Here is a 26845-nt window from a genome sequence, read left to right as displayed (position 1 = left end):
ACGAAGAAAGGTAAGAATTACTAACTCAGTAAGCAAATTTCAAGATTACATGGTTGTCCATTTCGATTATTCTAAGTCTCTTCATTCAATTCAGAAATATTGTGTATCTACTACTAAATGGGATTAACTTTCATCTTTATTAATTTCAATCAAAAAAACGCCCCCCTGACATAAATTCAATCATCAGAGCGTCTTCTCCATAGTTATAGATTCTAAATAAAAATTAACCGAAATACGCTTTTATATATTAATACTTTACTCCACTGCTTTCTTGATTGTAGACAATTTCTTTTTTTTCTCGCCAACGATAAAACATTTTCATCAAAGGCATAATTAAAACAAAGATGAACAGTACCTGAACATTTGGAACATCGAAACCTCTGCATTAACTGTATCAGCTAATAATACCATTTGATCTATGCCACCTGGGGCTGTGCTTAGGAAACTTGCAGTCAATGTTGTGTCCAATGCAAACGACATTAGGAAGCTTGAGCCAAATGCTAGGGCAATGGATATTGATTTGGAGTGCGAACCGCTGGGCAGATTTGCATCGGGCAAAGAGGTCTATTTGAAGGATATTTGGCCGAGTTCCGAGGAAATTTCTAGCCTAGTGGATTCTACGATTTCATCCGATTTATTTCGAGAAGCCAATGAAAATGTGTTTGAAGGCGACGAGAGATGGCAGGGTTTAGAATATGATGATCATCCGATTTTTAGATGGGATGAGCAATCCACTTACTTTAAAAGCATCCCCTTCTTCAAAGCGAAGATCGATGAACACCAACCAGGAGATATTCACAAAGCGAGAGTCTTGTTAATGGTAGGTGATTTCATCACTACGGACCATATTTCGCCTGTCGGCCACATTCCGTATGAGAGTACCACCGGACAATACCTTGTTGAGCAGGACGTCGAACTCGCCAATTTCAATTCTTACGGTTCCCGCCGAGGAAATCATGAGGCACTTGTCAGGGGAACCTTCGCCCATCCAAGGCTAAAGAATAAACTTATAGATAAGACAGGCGGTTTTACTCTCCATGTGCCGAGCGGGGAGGAAATGGATGTCTATTCCGCAGCCATGAGCTATCAACGGGAAAATACGCCGCTGGTTATCTTAGCCGGCAAAGAATATGGAACAGGGAGTGCAAGAGATTGGGCCGCTAAGGGGGCCTACCTTCTCGGCGTCAAGGCAGTCATCGCGGAAAGTTTTGAATGGATTCACCAGAGTAACTAGGTCATGATGGGGATTGTGCATCTTCAATTTATGCCTGGCGAAAACTATGAATCGATGAATCTGACTGGTCTAGAGAGCTATTCCATCATAGGGTTGGACGAGCCGCTCAGTCCGTTCCAAAATGTGAAGGTTGAAGCCATTAAACCGGATGGCTCAAGGACCGCGTTCCAGACAGTATTGCGTTTGGATACCCACATGGAGATTGAGCTTTATTTAAAAAAGGGTGTTTTTCAAAGTATCCTAGACCAATGGGAAGAGAGATAAGAAGTTTAGCACGGCATAAAATCCAGAATCAAACGCTCCGCCTAACCTTCAAAAAGGAAAAGAGCGTTAATCCTTATGTGATCAACACTCCCGTTAGTGCAGTAACATTCATGTTACTTTTTTAGATTTGATTTCATTAATTGTGAAATCTGATGTTCATCCGTATTTGAAATTTGTTCCAGTTGATTAAAAATTAACTCTTGTCTTTGCAATGGATGATTTTGACTTAACTTTGCTTTCCCTTCTATATAGTTGATTTTTATTTTGAATCCTTGAACTTCTTTGTTCATACCAGCGAGAAACTCAGCATCTACATCTTGCAAACTGTATGAACTGTCAGGAGCTTCGTACTTCGATACCATATCATGTAGGGCACTAATTAAATCATGTTCATCCTTTTGCAGTTCGACTTCTCCGTAAACATGAAAGGTCAAATAATTCCATGTTGATACTGCTTTATCCGTCTCATACCAAGATGGAGAGATATAACAATGAAGGCCATGGAAAATAGCTAAAAGACGGTTTGATTTTTGATGTCTTTCTAAGATAAGTCTATATTCATGACAACTTCTCATCTATACAATTTAGTCTTTTATAAGCTAACTTTCATGCAGTTAGCTTTTCTCTGTTACAGCTCCGTTTTTTGATACGGGAGCATTTTTGCCTAATATAACAGAAAAGACAACAATCACTGCTATTACAAGAGTGAAGATTGTGATGGATTCATCTAGAAATACAGTTGCAAAAAGAATCATCAAAAATGGTTGTAAATATTGAATCTGACTAACTCTTGCTATCCCGCCCATAGCCATTCCGCTATACCAAGCAACATAGGCTAGAAATTGACTAACCACTGCGAGATAAATAAAACTAATCCAAGCTTGTAAAGGGGCATGAATCATTTCAGATGTCAGGTTTAGCCCAACTGGAATAATGAAAAATGGAGCACCGATCATAATTGCCCAAGCAATCACTTGCCAGCTACCTAATTCTTTCGCTAATTCTCCCCCTTCTGCGTAACTAAGTCCCAGAATGACCACTGCTGCCAGTAAAGCTAAATCGGCAATTTGCAATTGGCCGAACCCAAGATGAAGTGCATACATAATTACCGCTAAAGAGCTGATTATACTTGAAATCCAGAATTTGAGAGATGGGATTTCACCTGCCCTAAATATAGCAAATCCGGCTGTCGCTAACGGTAACAAGGCTAATTCAACAGCTCCATGCGAAACAGGCAAGGATTCCATTGCCCAAGAAGTGAGGAGAGGAAATCCTAAAACTGCACCAAAAGCAACAATGAGTAGACGTTTGAATTGACGAAGAGAAGGTAGTTTTTCCTTACGAAAAATTAGTACAACGGCTACTAAAATTGCGGCTACGACTGTTCTTCCTAAACCAACGATCGCAGTTCCAAAATATTCTACTGCAATACTTGTAGAAGGAAGTGTTAAGCTAAAACAAATGACCCCCACTAATCCCAAAAATAATCCGAATTTTTCTCTTTTTTCTCCCTGCATATTTTCTGACCCCCATACTTTGTACCACATCTGTACCGTTTTTTTTCTTATCTTAAAAACAGTTTTGATATAATTAACATACTATGAGTACATTCGATAAAAATAAACCATTTTTTTACCTATCTGTCCTGGTACAATTGGAGGGAGATCATTAAATGAATTCAAAATATATAAAGATAATGGAAGACATTAAGCTTCGACTAGAAGATGGTTCGCTAATTGCAGGCAGTAAACTGCCTTCAGTTCGTCAGTTATCTGAGTATTTTTCATGCAGCAAAAATACGGTCATTAAAGCATACGTAGAACTTGAAAAAGAGCATTTAATTTATTCTGTTCCTAAGAGCGGCTACTATGTTGTGAATGAATACCAAAAAGCGACGGAAGAAAATGATGTGATTGATTTTTTGTCTGCCGGTCCAGATAAAAATGTTATGCCTTATGTGGAATTTCAACATTGTATGAATCAAGCAATTGATCATTATAAAGAAGAGCTTTTTACATACTCTGATCAACAAGGGCTTTACTCACTACGAGTACAGTTGGTGAAATATCTGCAAAATTTACAGGTTTTCACTCAACCAGAAAGATTAGTCGTTGTATCTGGCTCGCAGCAAGCCCTTAATTTATTAGTGTCTATGCCATTTCCAAATGGAAAAAACAATATTCTAATTGAACAGCCTACTTATTTCGGATTCATTGAGTCGATCAATCTGCATCAAACTGCTACTTTTGGAATTGAATTATCAATGGAAGGGATTGATCTTGATCGTCTGGAATACATTTTTCGAAATAATGATATAAAATTTTTCTATATTATCCCGAGATTTCACAATCCCCTTGGACATTGTTATACGAATAGCGAAAAGAAAAAAATCGTTGAGTTAGCTGAAAAATACGATGTATATATAGTGGAGGATGATATATTAGGAGACCTTGATCCAAATCCAAAATCAGATCCTTTATTTTCTTTTGATCCTTCTGGGAGAGTGATCTATATTAAAAGCCTTTCGAAAATTTTTCTCCCTGGGTTAAGGATTGGTACTGTCGTTCTTCCTGCATTAATGATTAACAATTTCATACGATATAAATTTAGTTCGGATTTTAATAGTTCAGCACTTTCTCAAGGTGCGCTAGAAATCTATTTAAAAAGCGGTATGTTTAATAGCCATCTCAAAAAAGTCAAAGAGGTATATAGGACTAAAATGCAAATCCTTCAAGAAGCATGTCAATTATTGCTGCCGGCCAATACTTCTTTTTCAAAACCGACTTCCGGATTCTATCTTTCCATCAGTTTGCCCGAAAATGTGAAAGCAAAACAGGTGGTTCATATGTTAAATGAGCAGCATATATATGTTGATGATGCCTCAAGGATGTTTTTAGCAGAATATAAAAAGGAAAATCTCGTCCGATTATGCATCTCACAAGTGAACGAGAGTCAAATTAAACTAGGGGTAGAGCGATTGGCTCACTGTATTGCTTTAATTGACAGTAGAAAAAAACATATTACTCCAAATAACTTTTTACTCATATAGAATTGGTAAGTTTTTATAGAGGGCAGCATCAGAGGATTATACGGATTTCCAAGCATATATCAAAACGGTTGATTATCTAACTTAGAATTTGAGCGGTCATTCGAAACATATTTACTTACTTCTAAAAACTGTTAACTATCCTTTGATGTTCTTTTTGAAATAGGCCTATATGTACTCTCCCATCAAAAAAGGCAAGATAAAGGGTTAAAGCTTGAAGAATGATTGAAATATTCAGTATGTTTTCTGAGAAGTCTTTGAGGTACCCTAATAAACCTGCAATAATATACTATATACCAATTGATTTTAAGATGTAATATTTGGGTTACTTGAAAGGAGTTTTCCTCATGAATATTACATCTTTTTTAATTTACTGTTTTATTGTAACTTTTACACCAGGACCTACTAATATCGTGATATTATCCACAGTGCATAATATGGGGACAAAGAAGGCAATGGAATATACGTATGGAGCAACTATTGCTTTTGGTTTATTACTTGTTATTTCTGCTATGTTGAATACTATGCTAGTAACGATGATCCCAAAAATTTTGATCGTTATGCAGATAATCGGAAGCTTTTATATGTTCTATCTCGCTTATCAAATTTACAAAATGGATACATCAAAACCAAATGTAAACCGAACTGCCACTTTTATGTCAGGCTTCCTTATGCAGTTTTTAAATCCTAAGGTGGTTCTATTTACAATGACTGTAATTCCCAGCTTTATTATGCCACACTATACTGCAATGCCTGCAGTGACAATAAGTGTTGTTTCTATAACTATTGTAGGATTTTTAGCATTTATTACATGGGTTCTTTTCGGTACGATCTTCAAGGAGTTTTTGCAGAAGCATGAAAAGTTTATTAATGCCGTGATGGCAATATCTTTAGCTTATTCTGCTATAATGATTTGGCTGAAGATAAGGGGTGAATTAAATGGACAAATTTATCTATAAAAAATCTGCAGGTATTACGGCGTTGTCAGCCAGCATTTCTGATTTTACGTATAAAAAGCACTCTCACAAATAAAAAAAATCAAGAAAAATAGAATTCGCTAAAGATCACTTGGGGAGAAAGAAAAGATCATTCGTTACGAGGGTGCTTGTGAAGGATTAATAGGTTGTAATTTTGGCTTTTAATGGGTTTTAGTAATTTTAAAGCATCCTGTCGAGGATGTTTTTTTATTGGAATAAATACACAATGACAAAAACTGTGATGTTAATTCCTGTAGACTGACAATAAAGTTGTTCCATTTACAATAAAGTCATTTAATTTTTAATAAAGCTGTTTAAAAATTAGCTTGTTTATAAGGCGAGATTCTGATATGATTATTTGAAAATTTTTAAGGGGTTTAGAGAGGGTGAGTCAATTGACTAAAAAACTTAGACAATTGAAAAACGTTTCAGTGGTCCAAACGCTTCTAACTTAGAAAAATAATTTAGAAGCGAGGAATAGTTATATGAAAAATCAAAGAATCTTTAATAAATCATTTCTTTTTTTATTTACAAGCAACTTATTAGTTTTTATAGGGTTTGAAATGTTGCTTCCTATTTTGCCAGCCTATATGTTAAGCATGAATGCATCTTCCATTCATGTTGGTCTAGTAACAACATTATTTACGATAGGTGCTGTTCTAATCAGACCTTTTGTAGGTTACTATTTAATTGATAACCAACGGAAAAGTCTAGCCATTTGTGCAAGTGCAGCTTTAATGATTATAACAATGCTGTATCCATTTCTTAATATTATATGGCTTCTTCTATTGTTACGACTTTTCCATGGTGTAGCGTGGGGAGTATCGACCACAGCTAATAGTACAATAGTAGTTGATTTAATTCCTAAGATACGATTAGGAGAAGGAATAGGGTATTTTTCTATATCCACAACGGTAGGGGCTATCATTGCACCAAGTATAGGTATCCTTATCTATGACTCTTTTTCCTTTGATATTTTAATTTGGTCATCAGTAGTACTGAGCCTATTGGCAGTAATTGCGCTTCAATTTGTATATTCACCTACCAGTGTAAAGCGTGAGAAGAAACCATTTCGATTATTGGATATGATTTTTGAAAAAGATGTTTGGTTCCAAGCGTTACTGACGGTTATTACAACACTTGGTTTTGGAGCGATCATTACATTTGTCGTTCTATTTGGAAAACAAAAGGGATTGGATCATATTTTTCTATTTTTCCTTATCAATGCAACTGTCGCTACATTACTACGTCCGTTTACGGGAAAATGGTATGACAAAAAAGGACCTTGGTCTATTATCATTATGTCAGCTGTGTTAGGATTTTTGTCACTTTTTATACTTTCTTATGCAACAAATGATATTCAACTTATCATTGCGGCGATTTTATTTGGGGCAGGTTATGGAACTGTTATGCCATGTTTACAAACGTGGACAGTTCAAAATGTAAGAGAAGAAAAAAGAGGCGCAGCCAACGCAACCTTTTTTTCCAGCTTTGACGTTGGTGTTGGAATTAGCGCATTTGTATTAGGTATTTTAGCTGAATGGATTAGTTTAGAGATGATCTTCAGGTTTGTTAGTCTAAGTTTTATTGTTGTTGCAGTTTTAGTATATAAGGATTATTTAATTGAAAAGTCAAGGTATAAAAATATATAAATCGATGAAAACTATCCACCTTTATGTTAATAGAGGTGGATTTGTTTGCAAAAAAGTGAATGATAATATGGCTTTTACTTAAGAAGGCTATTCAAGAAAACAAACCTTTAATACCAATACACTAAACCTGCAATACATCTAGTTCATCTCGTGCGCATACAGGGGGTGCTTAAAAAGCAGCTGTTGGCCTAGCCGGCAGGACAAGCGTCTAAGAATCAGTGCTTCCTTTTTTATTTCACCGATTTTCAGTAATTTTCTTACCCGCATAAGTGCTTTGATTTGTGAATCTCAAACTTTGGATTAAAAAGAGGTAACTAGCTCCAAAGCTTATATCTGTTTTCGTAGGTGCGAAGTTTGGGGAGTTTAAGTTATAATAGTAAAAGCATCCGTCTATATAGGATAGATGTCAGTAAGCTTCTTGATTAATACATAAAAAGGATTGGTGAACTAGTATGGCAATAGTTGATGTAACGGTTATTCCTGTCGGTACACAAACTCCAAGTGTCAGCAGTTATGTGGCAGATATTCAAAGAGTTTTAAAACAATATGAAGAAAAGGGAGAAATTCGTTTTCAACTGACTCCCATGAATACAATCATTGAAGGCGACTTGCCTAAGTTGTTTGAAGTGATCCAAGCGATGCACGAAGTACCTTTTGAAAAAGGTCTTGCTAGAGTTTGTACGAATATCCGAATCGATGACCGTCGTGATAAAGACCGCAAGATGGAAGACAAAGTAAAGCGAGTGAAGGGCATGCTTGAGGAATAACAGGTTTTGTAAGTAAGAGGATTTCGCAGTGAAATGTATAAAAATAGAGAACTAAGCATTAGATGACCTTTTTGGCATTTGGATGGAAGCAGTTTTAAGTTCTTTGTAAAATAGAAAAGGATTATTATCTATATTAGATAATAATCCTTTTCTATATAGAGTTTCTTGTTTGATTTTTGTATTTGTGAGAGTTCTATCAAAGTAAGGGGGACAGGTAGAAAGTTATAAGCGTTCGCCATATAGTTCCTTTTCTTCATTCGGATGAAAAAGAGTGAATCCTTTTGAACAAAAAACAAACCTTCTATCTATCTCGAATCCAGCCTTGTTCAAAATTTCAACCGTTCCATCCGCACCAGTGCCAGCATACCCGCAACTACAACCAGATAGGTGTAGCTCATTTCCTTTTTTGTCTATAAGGATGAGATCACTATCGAGCAAAAGATTGTCCTTATTAATTTCTTTAACAATTTTTGCAATTTTAAAACGTTCAAAATGATCTTTAACTGCTTCGAATAACGCAATACTTTTATTGGTAATACCGCGGTCTTCACCGTAATCTTTTATGACGAATACTTCCCTATTGTATGGTTTCTTATATAGATTGTACTTTTGGTAAGTGACGTCATTAATTTTATAAATAAGTGGACTATTACTATCCAGTTTTTGATTAAACATTATACCCCTCCTAAATAGTTAGTTTATTAAGTTTATTAGGAGAAAAAGAGATTAGTACTAAGAACGTGATAAGACGGCAAAATTTTTTCATTTCTAATTCTCGTTAAGGAATTAATAGGAATTAATCGTGATACTATTGGGTGTGAATGGACGCTGTTAAGTGGAAGTGAAAAAATTAAAAAGCACCTAAAGGGTGAGTTTTAATACTATATCTATTTAAAGTAGTGAATAAACATAATGTTCATAGCAGTAATATTTTTACCTTCATTGGAGTGAAGTTCCAAGAAAATCTTTAAAGAAAATAATTCATAGAAGAACCCTCTGAACGTTTTCATAAATCATTGAAAGGCACTCATTTACTGAGTGCTTTTTCAGCTAGAGAAATACATTGTAAGAGTAAAGAGAAAAATAGTAGTAAGAAAAAAGAGGATAAAAAATGATGTAGTGATTACAGTAAAAACAAGAAACAATTCTAACAATCATTAAGGGTTAAATTCATTTTAAATAGTTTTGGAGCATCCATTCATTGGGGCTCTTTCATTTTGGATAAGAAGGTGGGGTGAGGGGGTCATACAATGTAAAATCAGCAACTTGAGGCTTTTTTTTCGGGAGAGTTTCACATAGGTATTCAGTTAAAACATGATTCCGAACAAATTAAGTGAATTTATATGTTTTAGAAGAAGAGGTTACATCTGTAAAACCCATTCATTTCGTAATGGATTTTTTAGACGAGAAATTAAAGGTATCCAAATTGGAAGATATGACCTTTTGACAATTGTGATTGATATCCGTCAGATTGTGAACTGGTTTGTTTTAGGAAATTGAATCAAAAAAAATATGTTTTTTAGAAACTTGTTATGCCCGATACTAACAGAAAGCAGTAGGTGACACATGATGAATAAGAATATGACAACCCCTCTTTGTCATACCATTTAGGAAAAAGATAAGGGTGTGACAATGCTGAGTAGGAAGAAAAACGATCAAATCGTTATTTATATAATAAAAGGCTCGACAATTAAAAGGTTTTTAATCCTAGATCTAATTATTGGATCAGGAATTTTTTATGTAGTCAAATTCATTTCTTCAAGCGTATTAATAGCGAGTGCGAGCAGTTTTATTGGAACAGAAGGAATTAAAAAGGCACCGAAAGTTCTAAAAAATGCAATTGGATTAATAACCTAAAGACTGATGCATTCCGATAATGGTGAGTTGTTTAACAAGAAGTAAAAGGAGAATTCATATTAAAATTTCCGATGTGTAGTCTCCTTTTTATTCATTGGTGGAAGCAAGAATATGATTGTAGGCTTCGTATTATAAGTCCTTATCTTGAGAAAGTGAATTTTCGAAAGACGATTGAATGGTTTTCTCCATTTGAACCTTTCCTTCTGAAAATTGATAGGCAACCTCTCATCGCAGTTCTTCTTTTATGAATAAACCAGTTAGTCCAAAAATAATTATTTCCTACATAATGCTGTCCTGTTGGTGGAGGTAATTGATTTACCTTGGTTCAATTTGATTCGGACTCTGGAAAAGCTACTGAGTCGGCTCATACTATATTCCAAAAAATGCGTGGGATTCCTGCTGATCAGAAAGTATGTAAAATAAACCCTATAGGGGTATTAATTCAATAACCTAATTAGGCTGTAATGAACGTATACATCCATAATGATTCATTTTAATCAGGGGGGAATTATGACAAATCCACATAAAGTGAAACCCTATTTATTGACTCGTAGTTTGCTGCCGGAAAATCAGGAGACACCGATTCAATTTATCAATAATGATCGCATGGAAAACCAATTATTTTATAGAAGGAACCACTTTTCTTATCCGACCCTTTCTTATTCAAACTATTGGCTCCCTATAAATGGGTTAGTATCCGCTCCTTTACTTCTGTCCATGCAAGACATTCTTCAATACCCATCAAAAACGCTGGAAGTTGTCCTTGAATGCTCGGGAGACAAGCGTAATCTATTCGAACCTAAAATATTTGGAGAACAATGGGAAAAGGGAGCTATTAGCCAAGGGAGGTGGAAAGGTGTACCATTAAGGACCTTACTTGAACTATCTGGACTAGGTGAAGGGGCTAAAGAAGTTGTCGTGGAGGGTTATGATTATGGAAATAGGACCGATCTAGATGAGGTTTACACCTACACCAGGAGTTTGCCTATCGAGAAAGCACTGCATCCGGATACCATTATTGCATATGAGTATAATAATCGGCCAATTCCTTTTAAACATGGTTATCCACTGAGGTTAATAGTTCCGCAGTGGTATGCAATGGCATCTGTTAAGTGGATAAAGCAGATAAGTGTTATTAATTCAAAATTCAATGGGCCCTTTCAAACAATTGATTACGTGTATTATCCAAATGAAGACAATGATCAAAATGCATTTCCAGTCACTACAATACATATCAATTCGACTATCCAAAAACCGCTGGATATGGACATTCTAAATACTGGTAAGCATTTAATAAAAGGGATTGCATGGACAGGAAAAGGATTAATTACAAAGATGGAAATTAGTATTGATGATGGCTATACATGGAGAAAAGCTGATATATTACCTAGTAAGAATATTGGTTATGGATGGGTTAGTTGGTCATTTAAATGGACTATATTAGAAAAAGGTGAGTATACGATTAAATCCAGGGCAACAGATTCATTTGGTCGAATTCAACCTAATTTACCTTTTTGGAATAAAAAAGGTTATGGGTATAATGCCATTGATAAAATTAAAGTTAAGGTAGAATAACTTTGAATTTAATTTAAGGAAAAGAAAACGGCTGAAAAAACTTTTGTTACCCTGGTAGTTGTAATCGTAGAAGAAATATAAGTGATCCAATCGAGTCCAGGGATAGGAGAAAAAATTAGCCCTGATTATCTTTGAAATTGGTTAAATTGATTGAGTTAATCCATGAAAAGGAAAAATTACAAAGAACGTCAAATACCCTTAATGTAAAGAACCATATATTTTAATTGGTTCTTTTTTTGGTTTTAATTTCATGTCTATAAAATTTATTTTCTTTTCCGCTACGGTCGTGTGGTAGTATACACTATACATTTCCCATTTAATAAAACATACCACTGAAAGTAACGATATTGCACCAGACTGATAGACTAAAGGTTACTTGCCCACAATCCCTTTGTAAAAGCGATATTTTTTCATACGGACAAGACATTTTAGCCCTAGTTCTTTCATGATACGCTGTACCTTTTTGTGGTTTACTTTGTGTCCGATTTTTGTAACCTGACCCGGCAGTTTCTAATATTATTAGGGTGATGCCTGTGAATCTTATTCCTAAACAAACATCCCAATGAGCGGATGAGTTCTTTAAAACGAATGCAGCGATGAAATGCCTTGGTATCAAATCTAATCCACTAATATCATCAACAATATTCATTAGGTATCATGGGATAAGGAATTTAAATTAAAACGGATACTCATTTAATCCTGTGCCGAAAAGATCGAATTCAGGATCTTTTGACTGAGTTATTGGAAGGGCGTCGGATTGTTCATTAGGTGAGTTGATAGTAGCTTCACCTTCAACTGACTCTACAGAGGTTTCGTAATTCTCATTATTCAATGGGTTATCAATCATACTCATAATCATCTCCTTTTTATCAGAGTAACGTAATTATTAATTCCCTAAATATTTTAATTTTATGCTAAAAAATTATAGTGATGACTGGAATGCGTTGAAATGACCTATTAAGGCCTTGTAAGCAATCGTGCGGTAATCCGTTCAAAACAAGGAGTTACGCCCACTTTCGATGGTAAAATAGTTATTTCAAAAGCAATAACTTTACTAAACACCATTAAAGAACTAAATTACGATTTTGCTATGATCCATGAATCTATAATGAGTTAAAAAAATAAAAAAATATTCGGTTTGAACATATTCATGACGTCATATATGTATTGCAGTGGGTAAAAATTCACCTTTTTATTCTTTGTTAAAAACTAATATACGTTAGCGATGATAAAAGAATTGATGTAATAATAATGGCAATAAGTGGACGTATTGCTTTGGTACGTAATTCTTTCAAGCTAATATTTAATCCTAATCCGGTCATTGACATTGTTAAGATAAATGATGTGAAGCCTGCAATATCAGTCATCACTTTTTGTGATACCAATACCTTATTACCAATGATATAGCTTCCCACAAAACTCATAACGATAAAGCCAATTAAAAACCATGGAAACTCGAATCTTGCCTCCCCTTCTATTTTCCCTTTCTTTTTCATCCAAAACATGAGGATAAAGCAAACCGGAATTAATAGGAATACTCGTGTAAGTTTGGCAAGTAATGCGTGAGCAAGAGCATCCTGGCCTGCCGGGGCAGCAGCTAAAGCAACATGGCCTATCTCGTGTAGGCTGATTCCAACCCAATTTCCGTAGTTCATAGGACCAATAGATAAAAAAGGATATATTAACGTATAGATTATTGAAAACACTGTGCCGACTAATGCGATGATGCCCACTCCCATAGCCGTATCTTCATCTTTTGCTTTTATAATTGGCGATATGGCCGCGATGGCAGCCGCACCACAAATGCCTGTGCCGACACTTAATAATAAAGAAAGATTAAAATCTGCCTTCAGCCATTTTGCAATGATCATAAGAACAACAATTGAAAAAATGATCGTTAATGTCCCTCTTAGCAATAGAGGGAAACCCTGATGAAATATCACAATCATGTTAAGCTTTAATCCATAAAGTATGATGGCAAATCTCAATAGTTTTTTTGATGAAAATTGAATACCAGTACGTAATTTTATTGGATATCCAAAAACCTGTCTATAAACCACAGCTAGTAAAATGGCACACGCAAGAGGTCCAATATGATTTAGACCTGGCAACGCTGCCAAAATAAAACCTAACACGGCTATGATCAATGTAAAACCAATTCCAGAAATCAAAGAAACATTTAGCTTTTTTGCCGCTTTTTTTTGCTTATTTGGACTGGGAGTTATTAATGCTTTTTGTTCCAATGTTTTTCAACCCCTTATTTGGATTATTTATAATTTATCGTAACTAATGATTTACAATAAGGAAAATAAATGATTATTATAGTTATAATAAGTAAATGCGATAGTTAGAAGGAGAACATATGGATCAACTATTATCTGTATTTATATCTGTAGCTGATAAAAGAAACTTTTCAAGGGCAGCGGAAGAGCTTCATATGACTCAGCCTGCAGTCAGCCAGCAAATTCAGCAATTGGAAAAATATGTAGGATCAAAACTGCTTCTACGAACAAACAAATCTGTCCAGCTGACTAAAGCAGGTGAAATAGTCTATTTACATGCTAAAGAAATAACAGGTTTATATAAACGAATGTCAATGTTAGTGAATGAATTAAATAACGAGCCAACAGGACCATTGAAAATTGGTGCCAGCTATACCTTTGGAGAGTATGTATTACCACATATACTTGCAAGAATGAAAAACCTATTTCCTAATATCTACCCTTCGGTACAGATTGGCAACACAAGGGATATTGCCAAAGCAATCACAAGTCATGAGATCGATGTAGGAATTGTAGAGGGGGAAATCTCTCTTAGAAATATATATATAAAATCCGTTGCCACCGACCAAATGTATATCGTGGCAGGGGGTAAATATCCAATTTATTTCAATAAGGAAGTTACACGAAATCAGGTAGAACAAGAGAATTGGATTGTCCGTGAAGAAGGTTCTGGTACAAGAGAGGCAACAGAAACATTATTTCAATCTTTACAAATACGTCCTTCCAAGTTAATGGAGTTCGGCAGCACACAACTTATAAAAGAAGCAGTTGAAGCCGGGCTTGGCATTAGTTACTTATCTGAACTTACTGTTAAAAAAGAAAGAATGCTCGGTACCATTCAAGTATTAAATGTAAAAGGGACACCGATAAAAAGAAATTTTTCAGTAATAACAGAATCTGTGGAATTGCATACGAAATCTATGAACTTATTTATTGAGTTAATAGAAAAATATCTAAAGAACCAATTATTGCAATAGCTCTATTTTATAAATTAATCAAAAATATAAAAAAAGACAAAGCTCTTTACTGGGGCTTTGTCTTTATTTATAAGTAGATGTAGAGATCATCGAAGTAGCCCTCCTGTTATCCTGTATTTCCTTTTTAATATTATTAATACTTACATACAAATTAAAATCTTTAATTTTATTTAATTATAATTAATGAGTATACTTAAAATGTAAATATTTTAAATATTCAAAATAGTGGGCGTTCAAAGCCTCCTATGTGAGAAAAGGGGTGGAATTCATTTAATGAGCTATAACTTAAACGAAAATCTAAAAAGAAGCGCAAGTAAATTCCCAGAAAGTATCGCTTATATCTATAGAGATGAAAGTGTTACTTATCAAGAACTAAATCAGAAGGTGGATCAATTGGCTACTGGTCTGTATGTACAAGGAATCAGGAAGGGAGATGGAGTGGCTCTTATTTTAGGAAATAGCCCTGAATTTCTCATTGCGTTCCACGGCATTTTACGGCTTGGTGCATTTGTTGTTCCAATCAATCCTTTGTATACCCAAGGGGAAATCAACTACTTATTAGACAATAGTCAAGCTAAAGCGGTCATTACTCATGTATCTGTAGAACAGAAGTTATCAGAAGTTATAAAACAATTGGAAAATCTGAAGCTTGTGGTTTATACCGAAGCCGAGGACCAGGAATCGACATGGGAGAATCTCATGGAAACAAGCAGAAGCATTAATGTTTACGAAAGCCCTTACATTGATGAGGAAGACCTTGCAGTCATTCTATACACATCAGGAACAACCGGGAAACCAAAGGGTGCAATGTTAACGCATCGGAACTTGGTTTCAAATGCGGACTCCATTTCAAAATTACTAGAACTCGATGTTAAAGATCGTATCGTAGCTGTTCTGCCAATGTTCCATGTATTCTGTATGACAGTTTGTCTGAATGCGCCAATTGCTTGTGGGGCAACAGTCCTGATCCAGCCTAATTTCAGCCCTCATGACGTGGTCAGCACCATTCGAGAAAAAAAGGCAACCGTGTTTGCTGGAGTACCTACGATGTACAGTTTTATTTATCAATTGCCTGAAGCGATTGCGGAGGATTGCCAATCTATTCGCATGTGTATATCAGGAGGTGCTTCGATTCCGGCAGAGCTGCTGCATAAATTTGAAAACAAGTTTAATGTTTCTATCTTGGAAGGATATGGGCTTTCGGAAACTGCTCCTCTCGTCGCTATTAATCCTTTAAATGGGACTCGCAAGCCAGGTTCTATCGGCTTGAATATTCCAGCTGTCCAAAGCAAAGTTGTAGATGAGTTCGGAAAAGAATTGCAGAGAGGAGAAGTTGGAGAATTAGTTGTTCAAGGGCCGAATGTAATGAAGGGATATTTGGGGATGCCGGAAGCTACTTCAGCTGCTTTTAATGACGGGTGGTTTTACACTGGTGATCTCGCAACAATGGATGAAGAAGGATACATCTACATTGTTGACCGCAAGAAGGACATTATTATTGTTGGAGGCTACAATGTATATCCTCGTGAAGTGGAGGAAGTCCTATATCAACATCCTGCTGTGGTAGAGGCGGCCGTAATCGGAGTTCCAGATGGGGAATACGGAGAAAGTGTTAAAGCTTTTGTCGTAGTTAAGGATGAGAAGATCACCATGAATGACATTATTCAATTCTGTCAGGATAAGCTGGTGAAGTACAAGCTTCCTAAGCGAGTAGAATTTTTTAAAGAACTGCCTAAGAACTCAACAGGGAAGATTTTGCGCAGAGAGTTAAGAGAATTGACTGAAGTGAAGTAAGAAATAAACCAACTTATTAAAGGGGGATTAATTATGTCAACCATTTTAAAGGAAAAAGTTAAAGGGCAAGTAGCGTGGAAAGGCACTGACCTGGCTAAAGATGATTCATGGGTTTATTATTTGTCTGAAAAAACGATTGCCTCGCTTGAGAACGCTTTAGTTCATGTTAAACAAAAGGGTTTAAAAGCACCTGATTTTAACAAAGAGGATTTTCCGATTTCTGATATATATAAAGAAATCGTTTATTTTGTTGAAGAGCTGGAGAATGGGAGAGGGTTCCTATTAATTCGTGGATTACCTATTGAAAGGTATACGGATGAAGAAGCAAGCATCATTTACTGGGGCCTCGGACTTCACATGGGTATTCCAGTATCGCAAAACGCAAATGGTGACCTCTTAGGGCACGTCAAAGATCAAGGTCTTAGCTTAGAAAATTCTAATGTACGTGGTTACCAAACGAAACTGCATCTTCCATTTCATGCTGATGGATCTGATGTTGTTGGATTATTAAGTCTGCGAAAAGGGAAATCTGGAGGTCACAGCAGTATCATCAGTTCGATGACTGTTTACAATGAAATTCTGGAGAAGTACCCGGAATATCTAGGAGTTCTCTGTCGTCCATTTTACTTTGATCGTCGTGGAGAGGAAGCGCCGGGAGAACCTCCAGTATTTACATCATCAATCTTTAATTATTATGATGGTAAATTGAGCTGTAGATATGTCCGTTTATTTATCGAATCAGCACAAGCAAAAACAGGCATCCAATTGTCAAAAGTGGAAATTGAAGCATTAGACTTACTGGATTCCCTCCTTCATGATGAGAATTTACATTATAACATGATGTTGGAGCCAGGGGATATGCAGTTCGTCAATAATTATACGATTCTTCACTCACGTACTCAATACGAAGACTATGAAGAGCCGGAACTCAAACGTCATCTTTTAAGATTGTGGCTTACGATGCCAAATGGTCGGGAAATTTCCCCGGAATTCGCGATGTTTATTGATGAGAATACGGGTAAACCAGGTCGCGGCGGCGTACCGCAACGTAAAACAACATCTGGCGGTATTGTAGAAACCCTGAAGTGATTTTTTATAAAACGTTTATAAGAACGAGTGGGAACACTTTTTCAGAGTTCGGAAAAAGTGTTCCTTATATAGGAAAATGTGGGGAGATTTACATGACAAGCACTCCAAAATATTCTTGGATTATCTTATTATTCCTAGTTCTTAGCGGGATGATCAACCAAGTGGATAAAATAATTATTGGTTTGGTTTCCGTTCCTTTAATGAAAGAGTTACATTTAAGTCCATCGCAATGGGGAGTCGTAGGAAGTTCTTTCTTTTGGTTCTTTACCTTCTCCTCTATTATTCTTGGCGGCATGGCCGATTCAAAAAACACGAAAAAAATGTTAACTTGGATGTCGTTAATTTGGTTGATAGTTCAATTTTTCACCCCTTTCGTTAGCAGTTTGTCTATGCTTTTGGTAACCAGAATGATTTTGGGAGCTGGTGAAGGTCCTGCCCCCGCTCTATCCACGGCAATCATGGGAAAATGGTTCCCGAAACATAGGCACGGCATCGGCTTTGGTGCGGTTCTATTAGGAACGACAGGGGGATCTGCGATCGCTTCACCATTATTAATCTCCTTGATTGATCATTATGGATGGAGATCTGCATTTATAGCGATGGGCATTCTGGGACTGATTGTGCTGGTATTATGGATGATTTTCGGTAAAGAAAGTCCTCAAGAAATCGGCTGGCCGTCGATACAGCAAAAGGAGCAGCAATCATCCAGCCTCTCTAAAGTTTCTTGGAGTCAGTTTCTTCCGCATCTATTATCTAAAAATTTTATTCTGATCGTATTGTGCGGGGGGGGGTGCCTATTGGTTATTGACCGTACAAGCGGTATGGCTTCCAGCCTATTTTACCAAAATTCAACATTTTAATGGTCAAACATTAAAAGTAGCAGTGTCTTTACCTTTTCTTTTTGCAGCCTTTTGCCAATTAGGATTTGCCATTCTATCAGATCGGCTCTATCGTAAAACCAGAGATATTCGTAAAGCACGAATAAATCTTGCCGGTATAACGATGATGTTATCCGCTCTATGCTTATACCTAGCAAATGCCGCGAATTCCACGGCGATGTCCATATTGTTCTTCACCCTTGCTCCGGGTTTTGCGTATGTCATTCTTTCACTCGCACCCGCAATATTGATGGAGTTTTTTTCTCCCCAGAATATTGGAAAGGCACAAGGGACGTTCATTGCACTTGCGAGTACTACAAGTGTTATTGCTCCACTCGTATTTGGCTATCTTATTCAAAATGCAGCGACTGAAGCTATCGGATACGGATACGCATTTCAAGCTTCTTCTTTAGGAATGCTCATTATCGGATTATTGTTTTGGATCGGTGTACGTCCCGCAAAGGAAAGCCACACAATAATTGAAACAGATGAGAAAGTGAGAATTTAAGAGATATAAACGTAGATTGAAAGATTCTTAGTAAGATTATATTGATCTAACTTAATTATAAGTTACAAATAATAATTTCATTTAATTAATAATAAGTGTGCCATAAATAATGAATTCTAAATATTCAGTTAATTACGGCGATATAACAAATATAAAGGAGGAATATGTATGTCCGTTATTTTAAAGGAAAAAATTCAAGGGCGTTCAGCGTGGAAAGGTATCGAACTAGCAAAAGATGATTCATGGATTTATTATTTGTCAGAGAAAACCCTTGCAGCTCTTGACAAGGCTGTATTACATGTTCAACAAATAGGGTTAAAGGCAACCAATTTTAACAAGGAGGATTTCCCAATTCCTGATCTCGCTGATGAAATTGCTTATTTTGTTGACGAGCTGGAGAATGGGAGAGGATTTCTATTGATTCGTGGATTACCAATGGATCAATATACTGACGATGAAGCTAGTATCATTTACTGGGGTCTTGGACTTCACTTGGGCCTACCGATCATCCAAGGAAAAAAGGGTGACCTCTTAGGGCATATCAAAAACATGGGTAAAGACTTTAATGATAATACAACAGTAAGAGGTTACCAAACAAATGTACGTCTTGACTATCACACAGATCTCGCTGATGTTGTCGGATTACTATGTCTTCGTAAAGCGAAATCTGGCGGTTTAAGCAGTATCGCTAGTGCGTTGTCTATCTATAATGAAATTCTGGATAATCACCCTGAGTACCTTGAAATTCTCTTTCGTCCATTCGCCCATGATCTTCGTGGAGAAGAAGCACCAGGTCAATCTCCAGTAGTTTCATCACCGATCTTTAGCTATTACGATGGTAAATTAAGCTGCAGATATATGCGTCAATATGTCGAATCAGCACAAACAAAAACAGGTATCTCTTTGTCAAAAGAGGAAATCGAAGCATTTAATTTTGTAGATTCCCTTACTGCTGATAAAAACTTTCATATTGATATGATGATGGAACCGGGTGATATGCAATTCGTTAATAATTATACCGTTTTTCATTCACGTACACTATTTGAAGATTATGAAGAAGATGACCGCAAACGTCATTTATTAAGATTGTGGCTCATGATGCCAAATGGCCGAAAAATTGCTCCAGGTTTCGAGTTTTATATAGGAGGAGCACCTGTAATTAGATAAAAACCGGTGGTAATAATAATCACCAATAATTCTTGAATGGTGATTTTATTCAACGAAAATGATGAATGAAATCACCATTTTATTTTTTTTATTTTGAAGTGAGAGTTTCTTGACAGGAATAATGGTTTCGCATATAGACTGGGTAATTTAAAAATAACCTGAAGTGAGGATGATGTTTTTTGGCAAATTTAGATCCGCAAGCAGAAAAATATTTACAAGCATTTAATCAGCTGCCACCTATTCATACGATGGATCATAAGTCAGTAAGAGAGATGCTTTCTAAAGCACCGCGTCCTGCTGTAAAATTAGAACCGCTTTCAAAAGTTGAGGATTTCATGATTCCGGTAAGCCAGGATGAAACAATCAAATGTAGGGTATATATACCGGAAGGGCAAGGTCCTTTCCCTCTATTTATTTACTACCATGGTGGAGGATGGGTACTAGGAGACTTTGAATCAACGGATGCAAGCTGCCGAATGATAGCGAATCGAACGGAAAGTATTGTTGTATCCGTAAACTATCGTCTTTCTCCAGAGTATAAGTTTCCGACTCCAGTAGAAGACGCCTATTCCGCATTGCAATGGGTTTTTGAAAAAGGGACTTCATTTAACGGAGAAGTTTCTCGATTGGTAGTTGGAGGGGATAGCGTAGGTGGAAATCTAGCGACTGTAGTTACGATGATGGCGAGAAACAAAAAAGGTCCAAACATCACTGCACAGGTCTTAATCTATCCTGCTACAAATCTTGAGTTCAATACGGAATCCCATCGAACCTTTGCAAAAGGATTTGGTCTTGATCGCGAACAGTTAATTTGGTTCCGTGATCATTATTTAAGGAATAATGAGGACAGGTGTAATGAGTATGCTTCCCCCTTGGTCGCTCAAGATTTAAGTGGTCTCCCGCCAGCAATTGTTATTACAGCGGAAAATGATGTACTTCGGGATGAAGGAATGGCCTATGCTGAACGTCTGAAAGATTTTGGTGTTCAAGTTGAATATGAATGTGAACCCGGGATGGTCCACGGATTTTTTGTACAAATGGCCATTTTCTCAAAGAACATAGAATTGACTGTTTCTAGGATCGAGAAGTTCTTGAGTTCCTTAAAATATACAATAGGGATAGATTGAAAGAAAATGTTCTAAATGAAGCGAGCCTCAGAATTTAGTGAGGCTCGCTTTTTAAAATAACCTATTTAATTTTAAAAATAGAAATTATTGATATCAACGAAACAGTAACAATAGCACCCCTAGGCATTTAGTAATAAACGGTATTTCCAATTCCACCGGTTACCGAAATGACATCGCCAGTTACCGATGCCGCCAAAGGTGAGGCTAGGAAGGTAATGACATTAGCAATTTCCTCTGGTGTAATCAAGCGGCCGAGGGCATTCATTGATGCTGCCTGGCGTATAGCTTCCTCATTAGTGACACGGCCTCTAAACGTTTCAGTATCGACAATCCCTGGATAAACAGCATTGACAGTAATTCCGTGCTTTCCTAATTCTAATGAAGCGGATTTTGTCATATGGACAACAGATGCATTACGAGGACCGGAACTAAAATAATTGCCGCCAATTCTAGCTGCCAGACCACTTATATTGATAATACGTCCCCAATTATTTTGGATCATATAAGGAGCAACAGCCCGGACACAACGAAAATAGCCCATATACTTTTCTTCAAAATCTTTCAAGATAAGTTCATCTTTAATGCTGTTAAATTCCTCTGATTCATGACCTCCAACACGGGCTCCACTGTTGATTAAAATATCAATGCTTCCCATTTCTGCTGCTGATTTTTTAACTAAATTTAGGATAGAGTCAGGATCATTAGTATCTGCCACGATTGGATAAATATTTCTGTTGGTTTCATTGGCCAATTCGTCTGCTGCATTCTTTAGTGAAGATTCGTTTCTTGAACAAATCGTACAATCCACACCTTCCAAAGCCAACTGACGGGCAATAGCTTTGCCAATCCCCCTGCTTCCTCCAACGATAAGTGCTTTTTTTCCAGATAATTTTAAGTCCATAGTTCAACCTCCTGTTTCGAATTAACTTGTATAAGACTCTGCTTGAAAGTGGTTTATTAGAATATTTAATCATTTCTATCTTTGATTCTACCTATAAATGATAATTATATAAAATTAAAGATTTTAAATTGCACATAAGTTTTATTAATATAATGATAAGTGTTGTAAAATTGCATGTATAAGGGTGTTGTATTTTCCATTTATTAGTAAAGTTTATTTGCAAATTAAAAATTTTAATTTTATTTAACTGAAAATTATGAATATAATTAACAGAATAACATTTATAACAGTCAGAAGTTATATAAAGCGCTTTCGTGAAAATAAAGGGGGAACAAGGAACATCATTTATTAAGCAATAAATGTTTGTATAAGGGTTTGAAAGATAGTGGGCAGTCGCTTTAAAAGTAGGAAAACAGCCCAGACTTTTTCATTAGGTACTATAGTTAAAAAATTGCAATAGAAAACGAAGGAGGATTCTCGGTGACGTCTATTTTAAAGGAAAAAATTCAAGGACCAGTAGCTTGGAAAGGTATTGATTTAGCTAAAGATGATTCATGGATTTATTATTTGTCAGAGAAAACGATTGCAGATCTTGAAAGCGCTTTATTCCATGCAAAACAAATAGGGTTAAAGGCACCTGATTTTAACAAGGAGGACTTTCCAATTCCGGATCTTACTGACGAAATAGCCTACTTTATAGACGAGCTGGAAAATGGAAGAGGTTTTCTATTAATTCGTGGCTTACCAATTGAAAAGTATACAGATGAAGAAGCAAGCATCATTTACTGGGGTCTCGGAGTCCACCTGGGCATCCCAGTAACGCAAAACGCAAAAGGTGATTTATTAGGACATGTTGTTGACCAAGGTCTCAACATTAATGATTCAAATGTACGTGGTTACCAAACGAATGCTCATCTTCCCTTTCACCCAGATGGATCTGACGTAGTCGGATTATTAAGTCTTCGAAAAGCTAAATCTGGCGGTTACAGTAGTATCGTAAGTTCCATTGCGATTTACAATGAAATTCTGGATAGGTACCCAGAATATCTTGGAATTCTCTATCTTCCATATTTCTTGGATCGTCGTGGTGAGGAAACACCAGGTGAATCTCCTGTTTATTCATCACCAGTCTTTAGTTATTACGAAGGTAAATTAAGCTGCAGATATAATCGAGGATATGTCGAATCGGCACAAGCGAAAACAGGTAGATATTTGTCAAAAGTTGAAACTGAAGCATATGACTTAATAGATTCCCTCCTATATGATGAAAACATGCATATTGATATGATGATGGAACCAGGTGATATGCAATTTGTTAATAATTATACTGTTCTTCATTCACGTACTGTATACGAAGACTATGAAGAACCCGAACGCAAACGTCATTTATTAAGATTGTGGCTCACAATGCCAAATGGGCGAGAAATTGCGCCAGACTTCGCGATGTTCATTGATGAGAAAACAGGGAAAGCGGGTCGCGGCGGTATTCCTGTACGTGAAAAAACAGCTGGAGGTATTACAGAAAAAATGAGGTAATGGGTTTTATAAATATAAAGAGTTTAGATGAGGTTGAACGTGGAAGATTTTACCTTTAAAAACTTTTAAAACACCAATTGATTCATGTTAACGGAATAGAAGGGGAGATTATTAATTTGAAAACACCTAAATATTCTTGGATCATATTATTAATTCTTGTAGCTTCAGGCATGATCAACCAGGTTGATAAAATTATCATTGGTTTGGTTTCTGTTCCTCTAATGGAAGAGTTACATTTAAGTCCTTCACAATGGGGAATGGTCGGCAGTTCGTTCTTTTGGTTCTTTACCTTTTCCTCTTTCATTCTAGGGGGAATGGCCGATTCAAGAAATACGAAAAAAATGTTTACTTGGATCTCGTTTGTATGGTTGATTGTTCAATTTACCACACCTTTTGTTTCCAGTCTGTCTTTGCTAGTAGTGACAAGAATGGTCTTGGGAGCAGGGGAAGGTCCTGCCGTTGCTATATCAACTTCAATAATAGGAAAATGGTTCCCTAAACATAGACATGGTATAGGCTTTGGTGCTGTTCTCTTTGGAGCAACAATCGGGCCCGCGATTGCTTCGCCATTATTAATCTCCTTGATCAATGCATATGGATGGAGATCTGCTTTTATAGCAATGGGGATTGTTGGACTAATGGTTCTAGTTTTATGGTTGATTCTTGGTAAAGAAAGCCCAAAAGAAATCGGTTCGTATGCTTTTGATCAAGAAGATAAGCACTCAGTAATTTCTTCTAATGTTTCTTGGCGTCAGTTTCTTCCGTATCTTTTATCTAAAAATTTTATTTTTACTGTTTTGTGTGCAGGTTGTGCCTATTGGTTATTGTCCGTTCAAGCGGTATGGTTTCCTGCATATTTTACCGAAATTCAACATTTTGATGGAAAAAAGTTAAAACTTGCAGTGTCTTTACCTTTTCTTTTTGCAGCCATTTGCCAAATTGTATTTGCCTTGTTATCGGATCGGCTTTATCGCAAAACAGGAGATATTCGTAAAGCACGAATAAATGTTGCAGGGATTACGATGGTGCTATCCGCTATTTGCTTATTTCTTGCAAATGCCTTTAATTCTAGTGCTATCTCCATTCTATTCTTTATCCTTGCTCCGGGCTTTGCGATTGTTATTCTTTCACTCGCACCCGCCATATTTATGGACTTCTTTTCTACCAAAAACATTGGAAAGGCTCAAGGGGCCTATGTGGCTCTATCAAGTTCAACAAGCATTATTGCTCCGCTCATATTCGGGTATCTTATCCAGTATGCAGGAACTGAGGCAATTGGATATGGTTATGGCTTCCATGTAACTTCTTTGGTTATGTTCGTAATCGGATTATTGTTTTGGACCATTGTCCGTCCCGCGAACCGAAGTCAAACAACGATAAAATCTGAGGAACAAGTTATTGTATAAAAATCATTAATAGGTGAATCAAGGAGGGAAATAGGACTATGTGTAAAAATGAAAAGGCCGTTTCTGAGATGGACAGTTGTGTATTGTGTCATGAGGAATTAGCCATTATGGAGCGAAATCGCAGTAAGTGCTGGAGTTGTCAGGATAAGATATCCGAGACTTACGCTGATGATCATATTGAAGTGGAGGACTAATAAATTAAAGTTTAATTTTATTTAATTAATATTTATAGTGTAATCTACATCATAATAAAAAAATTCTAACAATTAAGTTAATAATACAGGGAGTGAAAATATTGGCTGGGCAAGGAAAGTTAAACATAACATTTCATGAAGCAATTCAAGATATTCAAGATGGTACAACCATCATTGTTGGTGGGTTTGGTCTGTTGGGAATTCCCGAGAATCTAATTCTAGCATTGCGTGAAAAAGGAACTAAAGACCTAACGATTGTCAGTAACAATTGTGGGGTGGATGATTGGGGACTGGGTTTACTGCTTGCCAATAAACAGATTAAGAAAATGGTGGCAAGCTATGTAGGTGAGAACAAGATCTTTGAAAAGCAATTTTTAAGTGGAGAATTGGAAGTAGAGCTTGTTCCCCAGGGTACACTGGCGGAAAGAATTCGGGCAGGAGGAGCTGGCATCCCTGGATTCTATACGCCGACTGGCGTGGGTACACCGATTGCAGAGGGTAAAGAGCACCGATTATTTAATGGCAGAACGCATATTTTTGAAGAAGGAATTGTTGGGGATTTTGCCTTCGTCAAGGCATGGAAAGGTGAACCGTTAGGAAATCTGGTTTACCGGAAGACAGCGCGGAATTTTAATCCACTCGCAGCAACGGCAGGCAGGATTACGATTGCCGAAGTGGAGCAAATGGTTGAAGTGGGTGCTCTTGATCCGGATGAGATTCATACACCTGGGATCTATGTTCAAAGGATATTGGAAGGGAGAAATTATGTGAAAAGAATTGAACGCCGTACCGTCATCCCTACTTAACTTACCTTTAAAGGGTAATTTAGAGCAAAAATTACAATGCAATTTTTCAGGAGGATTAACAGTATGGATACTAGGACAAAAATCATTAAGCGTGCGGTTCAAGAGATTCAAAATGGGATGAACGTGAATCTAGGAATTGGAATACCTACTTTACTTGCGAACGAAATACCGAAAGAATTACATGTATTATTGCAATCTGAAAATGGGTTGCTTGGCATCGGACCTTATCCAGTTGAAGGGATGGAAGATCCTGATCTTATTAACGCAGGGAAAGAAACGGTTACAGCGGTAATCGGTGGATCTTTCTTTGACAGTGCTGAGTCCTTTGCCGTGATTCGTGGGGGACACATTGATCTGGCTATCTTGGGAGGTATGGAGGTTTCCGAACAAGGTGACTTGGCAAATTGGATGATCCCGGGAAAATTGGTCAAAGGGATGGGAGGTGCGATGGATCTTGTCCATGGTGCCAAAAGAATTGTGGTCATAATGGAGCACACCAATAAGTACAATGAATCCAAAATCAAAAAAAGCTGTTCCCTTCCATTGACAGGTCAAAAGGTTGTAAATCGACTGATTACTGACTTGGCTGTTTTTGATTTTACTCACGAGGGAATGATTCTTGTGGAAACTCAAGAAGGTGTTTCACTTGATGAAGTGATAGAAAAGACGGAGGCTTCCTTTACGATCAGCGCCAATTTGACATGTGGTAAAGGGGATCGCCAAAAGACTTCTTTTACAAGGTAAACACTGCTTATTCCTGTTAGGGTAGAGATAGATTTGTAATAAGAGAAGCTTTTTCGCCCACCTT

At 36.7% G+C, this 26845-nt stretch carries 24 protein-coding genes and 3 pseudogenes; 19 read left to right on the top strand and 8 right to left on the bottom strand.

What is annotated here, in order from left to right:
- Window positions 1–333: 333 nt before the first annotated feature.
- A complete protein-coding gene (locus J7J00_RS28875) occupies window positions 334–480 on the bottom strand; it encodes an AbrB family transcriptional regulator (RefSeq protein ID WP_396020555.1) in 147 nt (48 codons plus the stop codon).
- Between J7J00_RS28875 and J7J00_RS14665 the strand changes: the two genes are divergently transcribed.
- The gene (locus J7J00_RS14665) at window positions 419–1234 is read left to right on the top strand and encodes a hypothetical protein (protein ID WP_286201363.1); all 816 of its coding nucleotides are present in this window, start codon (window positions 419–421) and stop codon (window positions 1232–1234) included. The genes J7J00_RS28875 and J7J00_RS14665 overlap by 62 nt on opposite strands.
- A 6-nt stretch (window positions 1235–1240) precedes the next feature.
- Window positions 1241–1498, top strand: a complete 258-nt coding sequence (locus J7J00_RS14660) for a hypothetical protein (RefSeq protein ID WP_214791655.1) — start codon at window positions 1241–1243, stop codon at window positions 1496–1498.
- Between the two features lie 113 nt (window positions 1499–1611).
- Here J7J00_RS14660 and J7J00_RS14655 read toward each other — a convergent pair.
- Both J7J00_RS14655 and J7J00_RS14650 read right to left on the bottom strand, forming a co-directional pair.
- Window positions 1612–2039: pseudogene (locus tag J7J00_RS14655) on the bottom strand (FMN-binding negative transcriptional regulator); the annotation flags it as partial.
- A gap of 73 nt (window positions 2040–2112) precedes the next feature.
- Entirely contained in the window at window positions 2113–3015 is a 903-nt protein-coding gene (locus J7J00_RS14650) for a DMT family transporter (protein ID WP_214791651.1), read from the bottom strand.
- A gap of 155 nt (window positions 3016–3170) precedes the next feature.
- Here J7J00_RS14650 and J7J00_RS14645 point away from each other — a divergent pair, with 155 nt between their 5' ends.
- The 5 genes and pseudogenes from J7J00_RS14645 to J7J00_RS14630 all read left to right on the top strand — a co-directional run bounded on the left by J7J00_RS14645 (window position 3171) and on the right by J7J00_RS14630 (window position 7940).
- Window positions 3171–4547 (top strand): aminotransferase-like domain-containing protein, encoded by a 1377-nt coding sequence (locus J7J00_RS14645; RefSeq protein ID WP_214791649.1) that lies wholly within the window; start codon window positions 3171–3173, stop codon window positions 4545–4547.
- Between the two features lie 344 nt (window positions 4548–4891).
- Window positions 4892–5503: a LysE family translocator gene (locus J7J00_RS14640; RefSeq protein ID WP_214791647.1), complete on the top strand. Its 612-nt coding sequence runs from the start codon at window positions 4892–4894 to the stop codon at window positions 5501–5503.
- A pseudogene (locus tag J7J00_RS28100) lies at window positions 5484–5573 on the top strand (AraC family transcriptional regulator); the annotation flags it as partial. The gene J7J00_RS14640 and the pseudogene J7J00_RS28100, both read left to right, overlap by 20 nt.
- A 433-nt stretch (window positions 5574–6006) precedes the next feature.
- Window positions 6007–7173 carry an MFS transporter gene (locus J7J00_RS14635; RefSeq protein ID WP_214791645.1) on the top strand — a complete coding sequence of 389 codons (1167 nt, stop codon included), beginning with the start codon at window positions 6007–6009 and terminating at the stop codon, window positions 7171–7173.
- Window positions 7174–7625: 452 nt separating this feature from the next.
- Entirely contained in the window at window positions 7626–7940 is a 315-nt protein-coding gene (locus J7J00_RS14630) for an MTH1187 family thiamine-binding protein (protein WP_098372734.1), read from the top strand.
- 222 nt (window positions 7941–8162) lie between these two features.
- On the opposite strand, the gene J7J00_RS14625 is transcribed toward J7J00_RS14630, so the two are convergent.
- Window positions 8163–8615: a hypothetical protein gene (locus tag J7J00_RS14625; protein WP_214791643.1), complete on the bottom strand. Its 453-nt coding sequence runs from the start codon at window positions 8613–8615 to the stop codon at window positions 8163–8165.
- 1692 nt (window positions 8616–10307) lie between these two features.
- Here J7J00_RS14625 and J7J00_RS14620 point away from each other — a divergent pair.
- On the top strand, window positions 10308–11372 hold the full coding sequence (locus J7J00_RS14620) for a sulfite oxidase (RefSeq protein ID WP_214791641.1): 1065 nt from the start codon (window positions 10308–10310) through the stop codon (window positions 11370–11372).
- A gap of 375 nt (window positions 11373–11747) precedes the next feature.
- Here J7J00_RS14620 and J7J00_RS14615 read toward each other — a convergent pair.
- The 3 genes and pseudogenes from J7J00_RS14615 to J7J00_RS14605 form a co-directional block, all read right to left on the bottom strand.
- A pseudogene (locus J7J00_RS14615) lies at window positions 11748–11855 on the bottom strand (IS3 family transposase); the annotation flags it as partial.
- 193 nt (window positions 11856–12048) lie between these two features.
- Window positions 12049–12225 carry a hypothetical protein gene (locus tag J7J00_RS14610; protein ID WP_214791638.1) on the bottom strand — a complete coding sequence of 59 codons (177 nt, stop codon included), beginning with the start codon at window positions 12223–12225 and terminating at the stop codon, window positions 12049–12051.
- A gap of 349 nt (window positions 12226–12574) precedes the next feature.
- Window positions 12575–13615, bottom strand: a complete 1041-nt coding sequence (locus J7J00_RS14605) for a YeiH family protein (RefSeq protein WP_396020554.1) — start codon at window positions 13613–13615, stop codon at window positions 12575–12577.
- 119 nt (window positions 13616–13734) lie between these two features.
- Between J7J00_RS14605 and J7J00_RS14600 the strand changes: the two genes are divergently transcribed.
- The 7 genes from J7J00_RS14600 (at window position 13735) to J7J00_RS14575 (ending at window position 21194) form a co-directional block, all read left to right on the top strand.
- A complete protein-coding gene (locus J7J00_RS14600) occupies window positions 13735–14631 on the top strand; it encodes a LysR family transcriptional regulator (RefSeq protein ID WP_214791636.1) in 897 nt (298 codons plus the stop codon).
- Between the two features lie 273 nt (window positions 14632–14904).
- Window positions 14905–16425 (top strand): long-chain-fatty-acid--CoA ligase, encoded by a 1521-nt coding sequence (locus tag J7J00_RS14595; RefSeq protein WP_214791634.1) that lies wholly within the window; start codon window positions 14905–14907, stop codon window positions 16423–16425.
- A 33-nt stretch (window positions 16426–16458) separates the two neighbouring features.
- Window positions 16459–17514, top strand: a complete 1056-nt coding sequence (locus J7J00_RS14590) for a TauD/TfdA family dioxygenase (protein ID WP_214791632.1) — start codon at window positions 16459–16461, stop codon at window positions 17512–17514.
- A gap of 92 nt (window positions 17515–17606) precedes the next feature.
- Window positions 17607–18374, top strand: a complete 768-nt coding sequence (locus tag J7J00_RS28090; RefSeq protein ID WP_286201362.1) for an MFS transporter — start codon at window positions 17607–17609, stop codon at window positions 18372–18374.
- Entirely contained in the window at window positions 18319–18900 is a 582-nt protein-coding gene (locus J7J00_RS28085; RefSeq protein ID WP_286201361.1) for an MFS transporter, read from the top strand. Before J7J00_RS28090 ends, J7J00_RS28085 begins: the two co-directional genes overlap by 56 nt.
- A 168-nt stretch (window positions 18901–19068) precedes the next feature.
- Window positions 19069–20067, top strand: coding sequence for a TauD/TfdA family dioxygenase (locus J7J00_RS14580; protein ID WP_214791630.1), 999 nt, complete (start codon window positions 19069–19071; stop codon window positions 20065–20067).
- Between the two features lie 179 nt (window positions 20068–20246).
- Window positions 20247–21194 carry an alpha/beta hydrolase gene (locus J7J00_RS14575; protein WP_214791628.1) on the top strand — a complete coding sequence of 316 codons (948 nt, stop codon included), beginning with the start codon at window positions 20247–20249 and terminating at the stop codon, window positions 21192–21194.
- 127 nt (window positions 21195–21321) lie between these two features.
- Here the strand turns inward: J7J00_RS14575 and J7J00_RS14570 are convergent, their stop codons facing one another.
- The gene (locus J7J00_RS14570; protein WP_214791626.1) at window positions 21322–22095 is read right to left on the bottom strand and encodes an SDR family NAD(P)-dependent oxidoreductase; all 774 of its coding nucleotides are present in this window, start codon (window positions 22093–22095) and stop codon (window positions 21322–21324) included.
- Between the two features lie 480 nt (window positions 22096–22575).
- Between J7J00_RS14570 and J7J00_RS14565 the strand changes: the two genes are divergently transcribed.
- From J7J00_RS14565 to J7J00_RS14550, 4 genes are all read left to right on the top strand, one after another.
- Entirely contained in the window at window positions 22576–23631 is a 1056-nt protein-coding gene (locus tag J7J00_RS14565; protein ID WP_214791624.1) for a TauD/TfdA family dioxygenase, read from the top strand.
- Between the two features lie 116 nt (window positions 23632–23747).
- Window positions 23748–25037, top strand: coding sequence for an MFS transporter (locus J7J00_RS14560; RefSeq protein WP_214791622.1), 1290 nt, complete (start codon window positions 23748–23750; stop codon window positions 25035–25037).
- 319 nt (window positions 25038–25356) lie between these two features.
- Window positions 25357–26037: a CoA transferase subunit A gene (locus J7J00_RS14555; RefSeq protein WP_396020558.1), complete on the top strand. Its 681-nt coding sequence runs from the start codon at window positions 25357–25359 to the stop codon at window positions 26035–26037.
- Between the two features lie 63 nt (window positions 26038–26100).
- The gene (locus tag J7J00_RS14550; protein WP_214791618.1) at window positions 26101–26781 is read left to right on the top strand and encodes a 3-oxoacid CoA-transferase subunit B; all 681 of its coding nucleotides are present in this window, start codon (window positions 26101–26103) and stop codon (window positions 26779–26781) included.
- Window positions 26782–26845: the final 64 nt, after the last annotated feature.

This window comes from Bacillus sp. ISL-4, assembly GCF_018613275.1.
Taxonomy (GTDB): domain Bacteria; phylum Bacillota; class Bacilli; order Bacillales; family DSM-1321; genus Peribacillus; species Peribacillus simplex_E.
The sequence above is the reverse complement of the archived record's forward strand: the minus strand, read 5'-3'. Positions and strand labels throughout refer to the sequence as shown.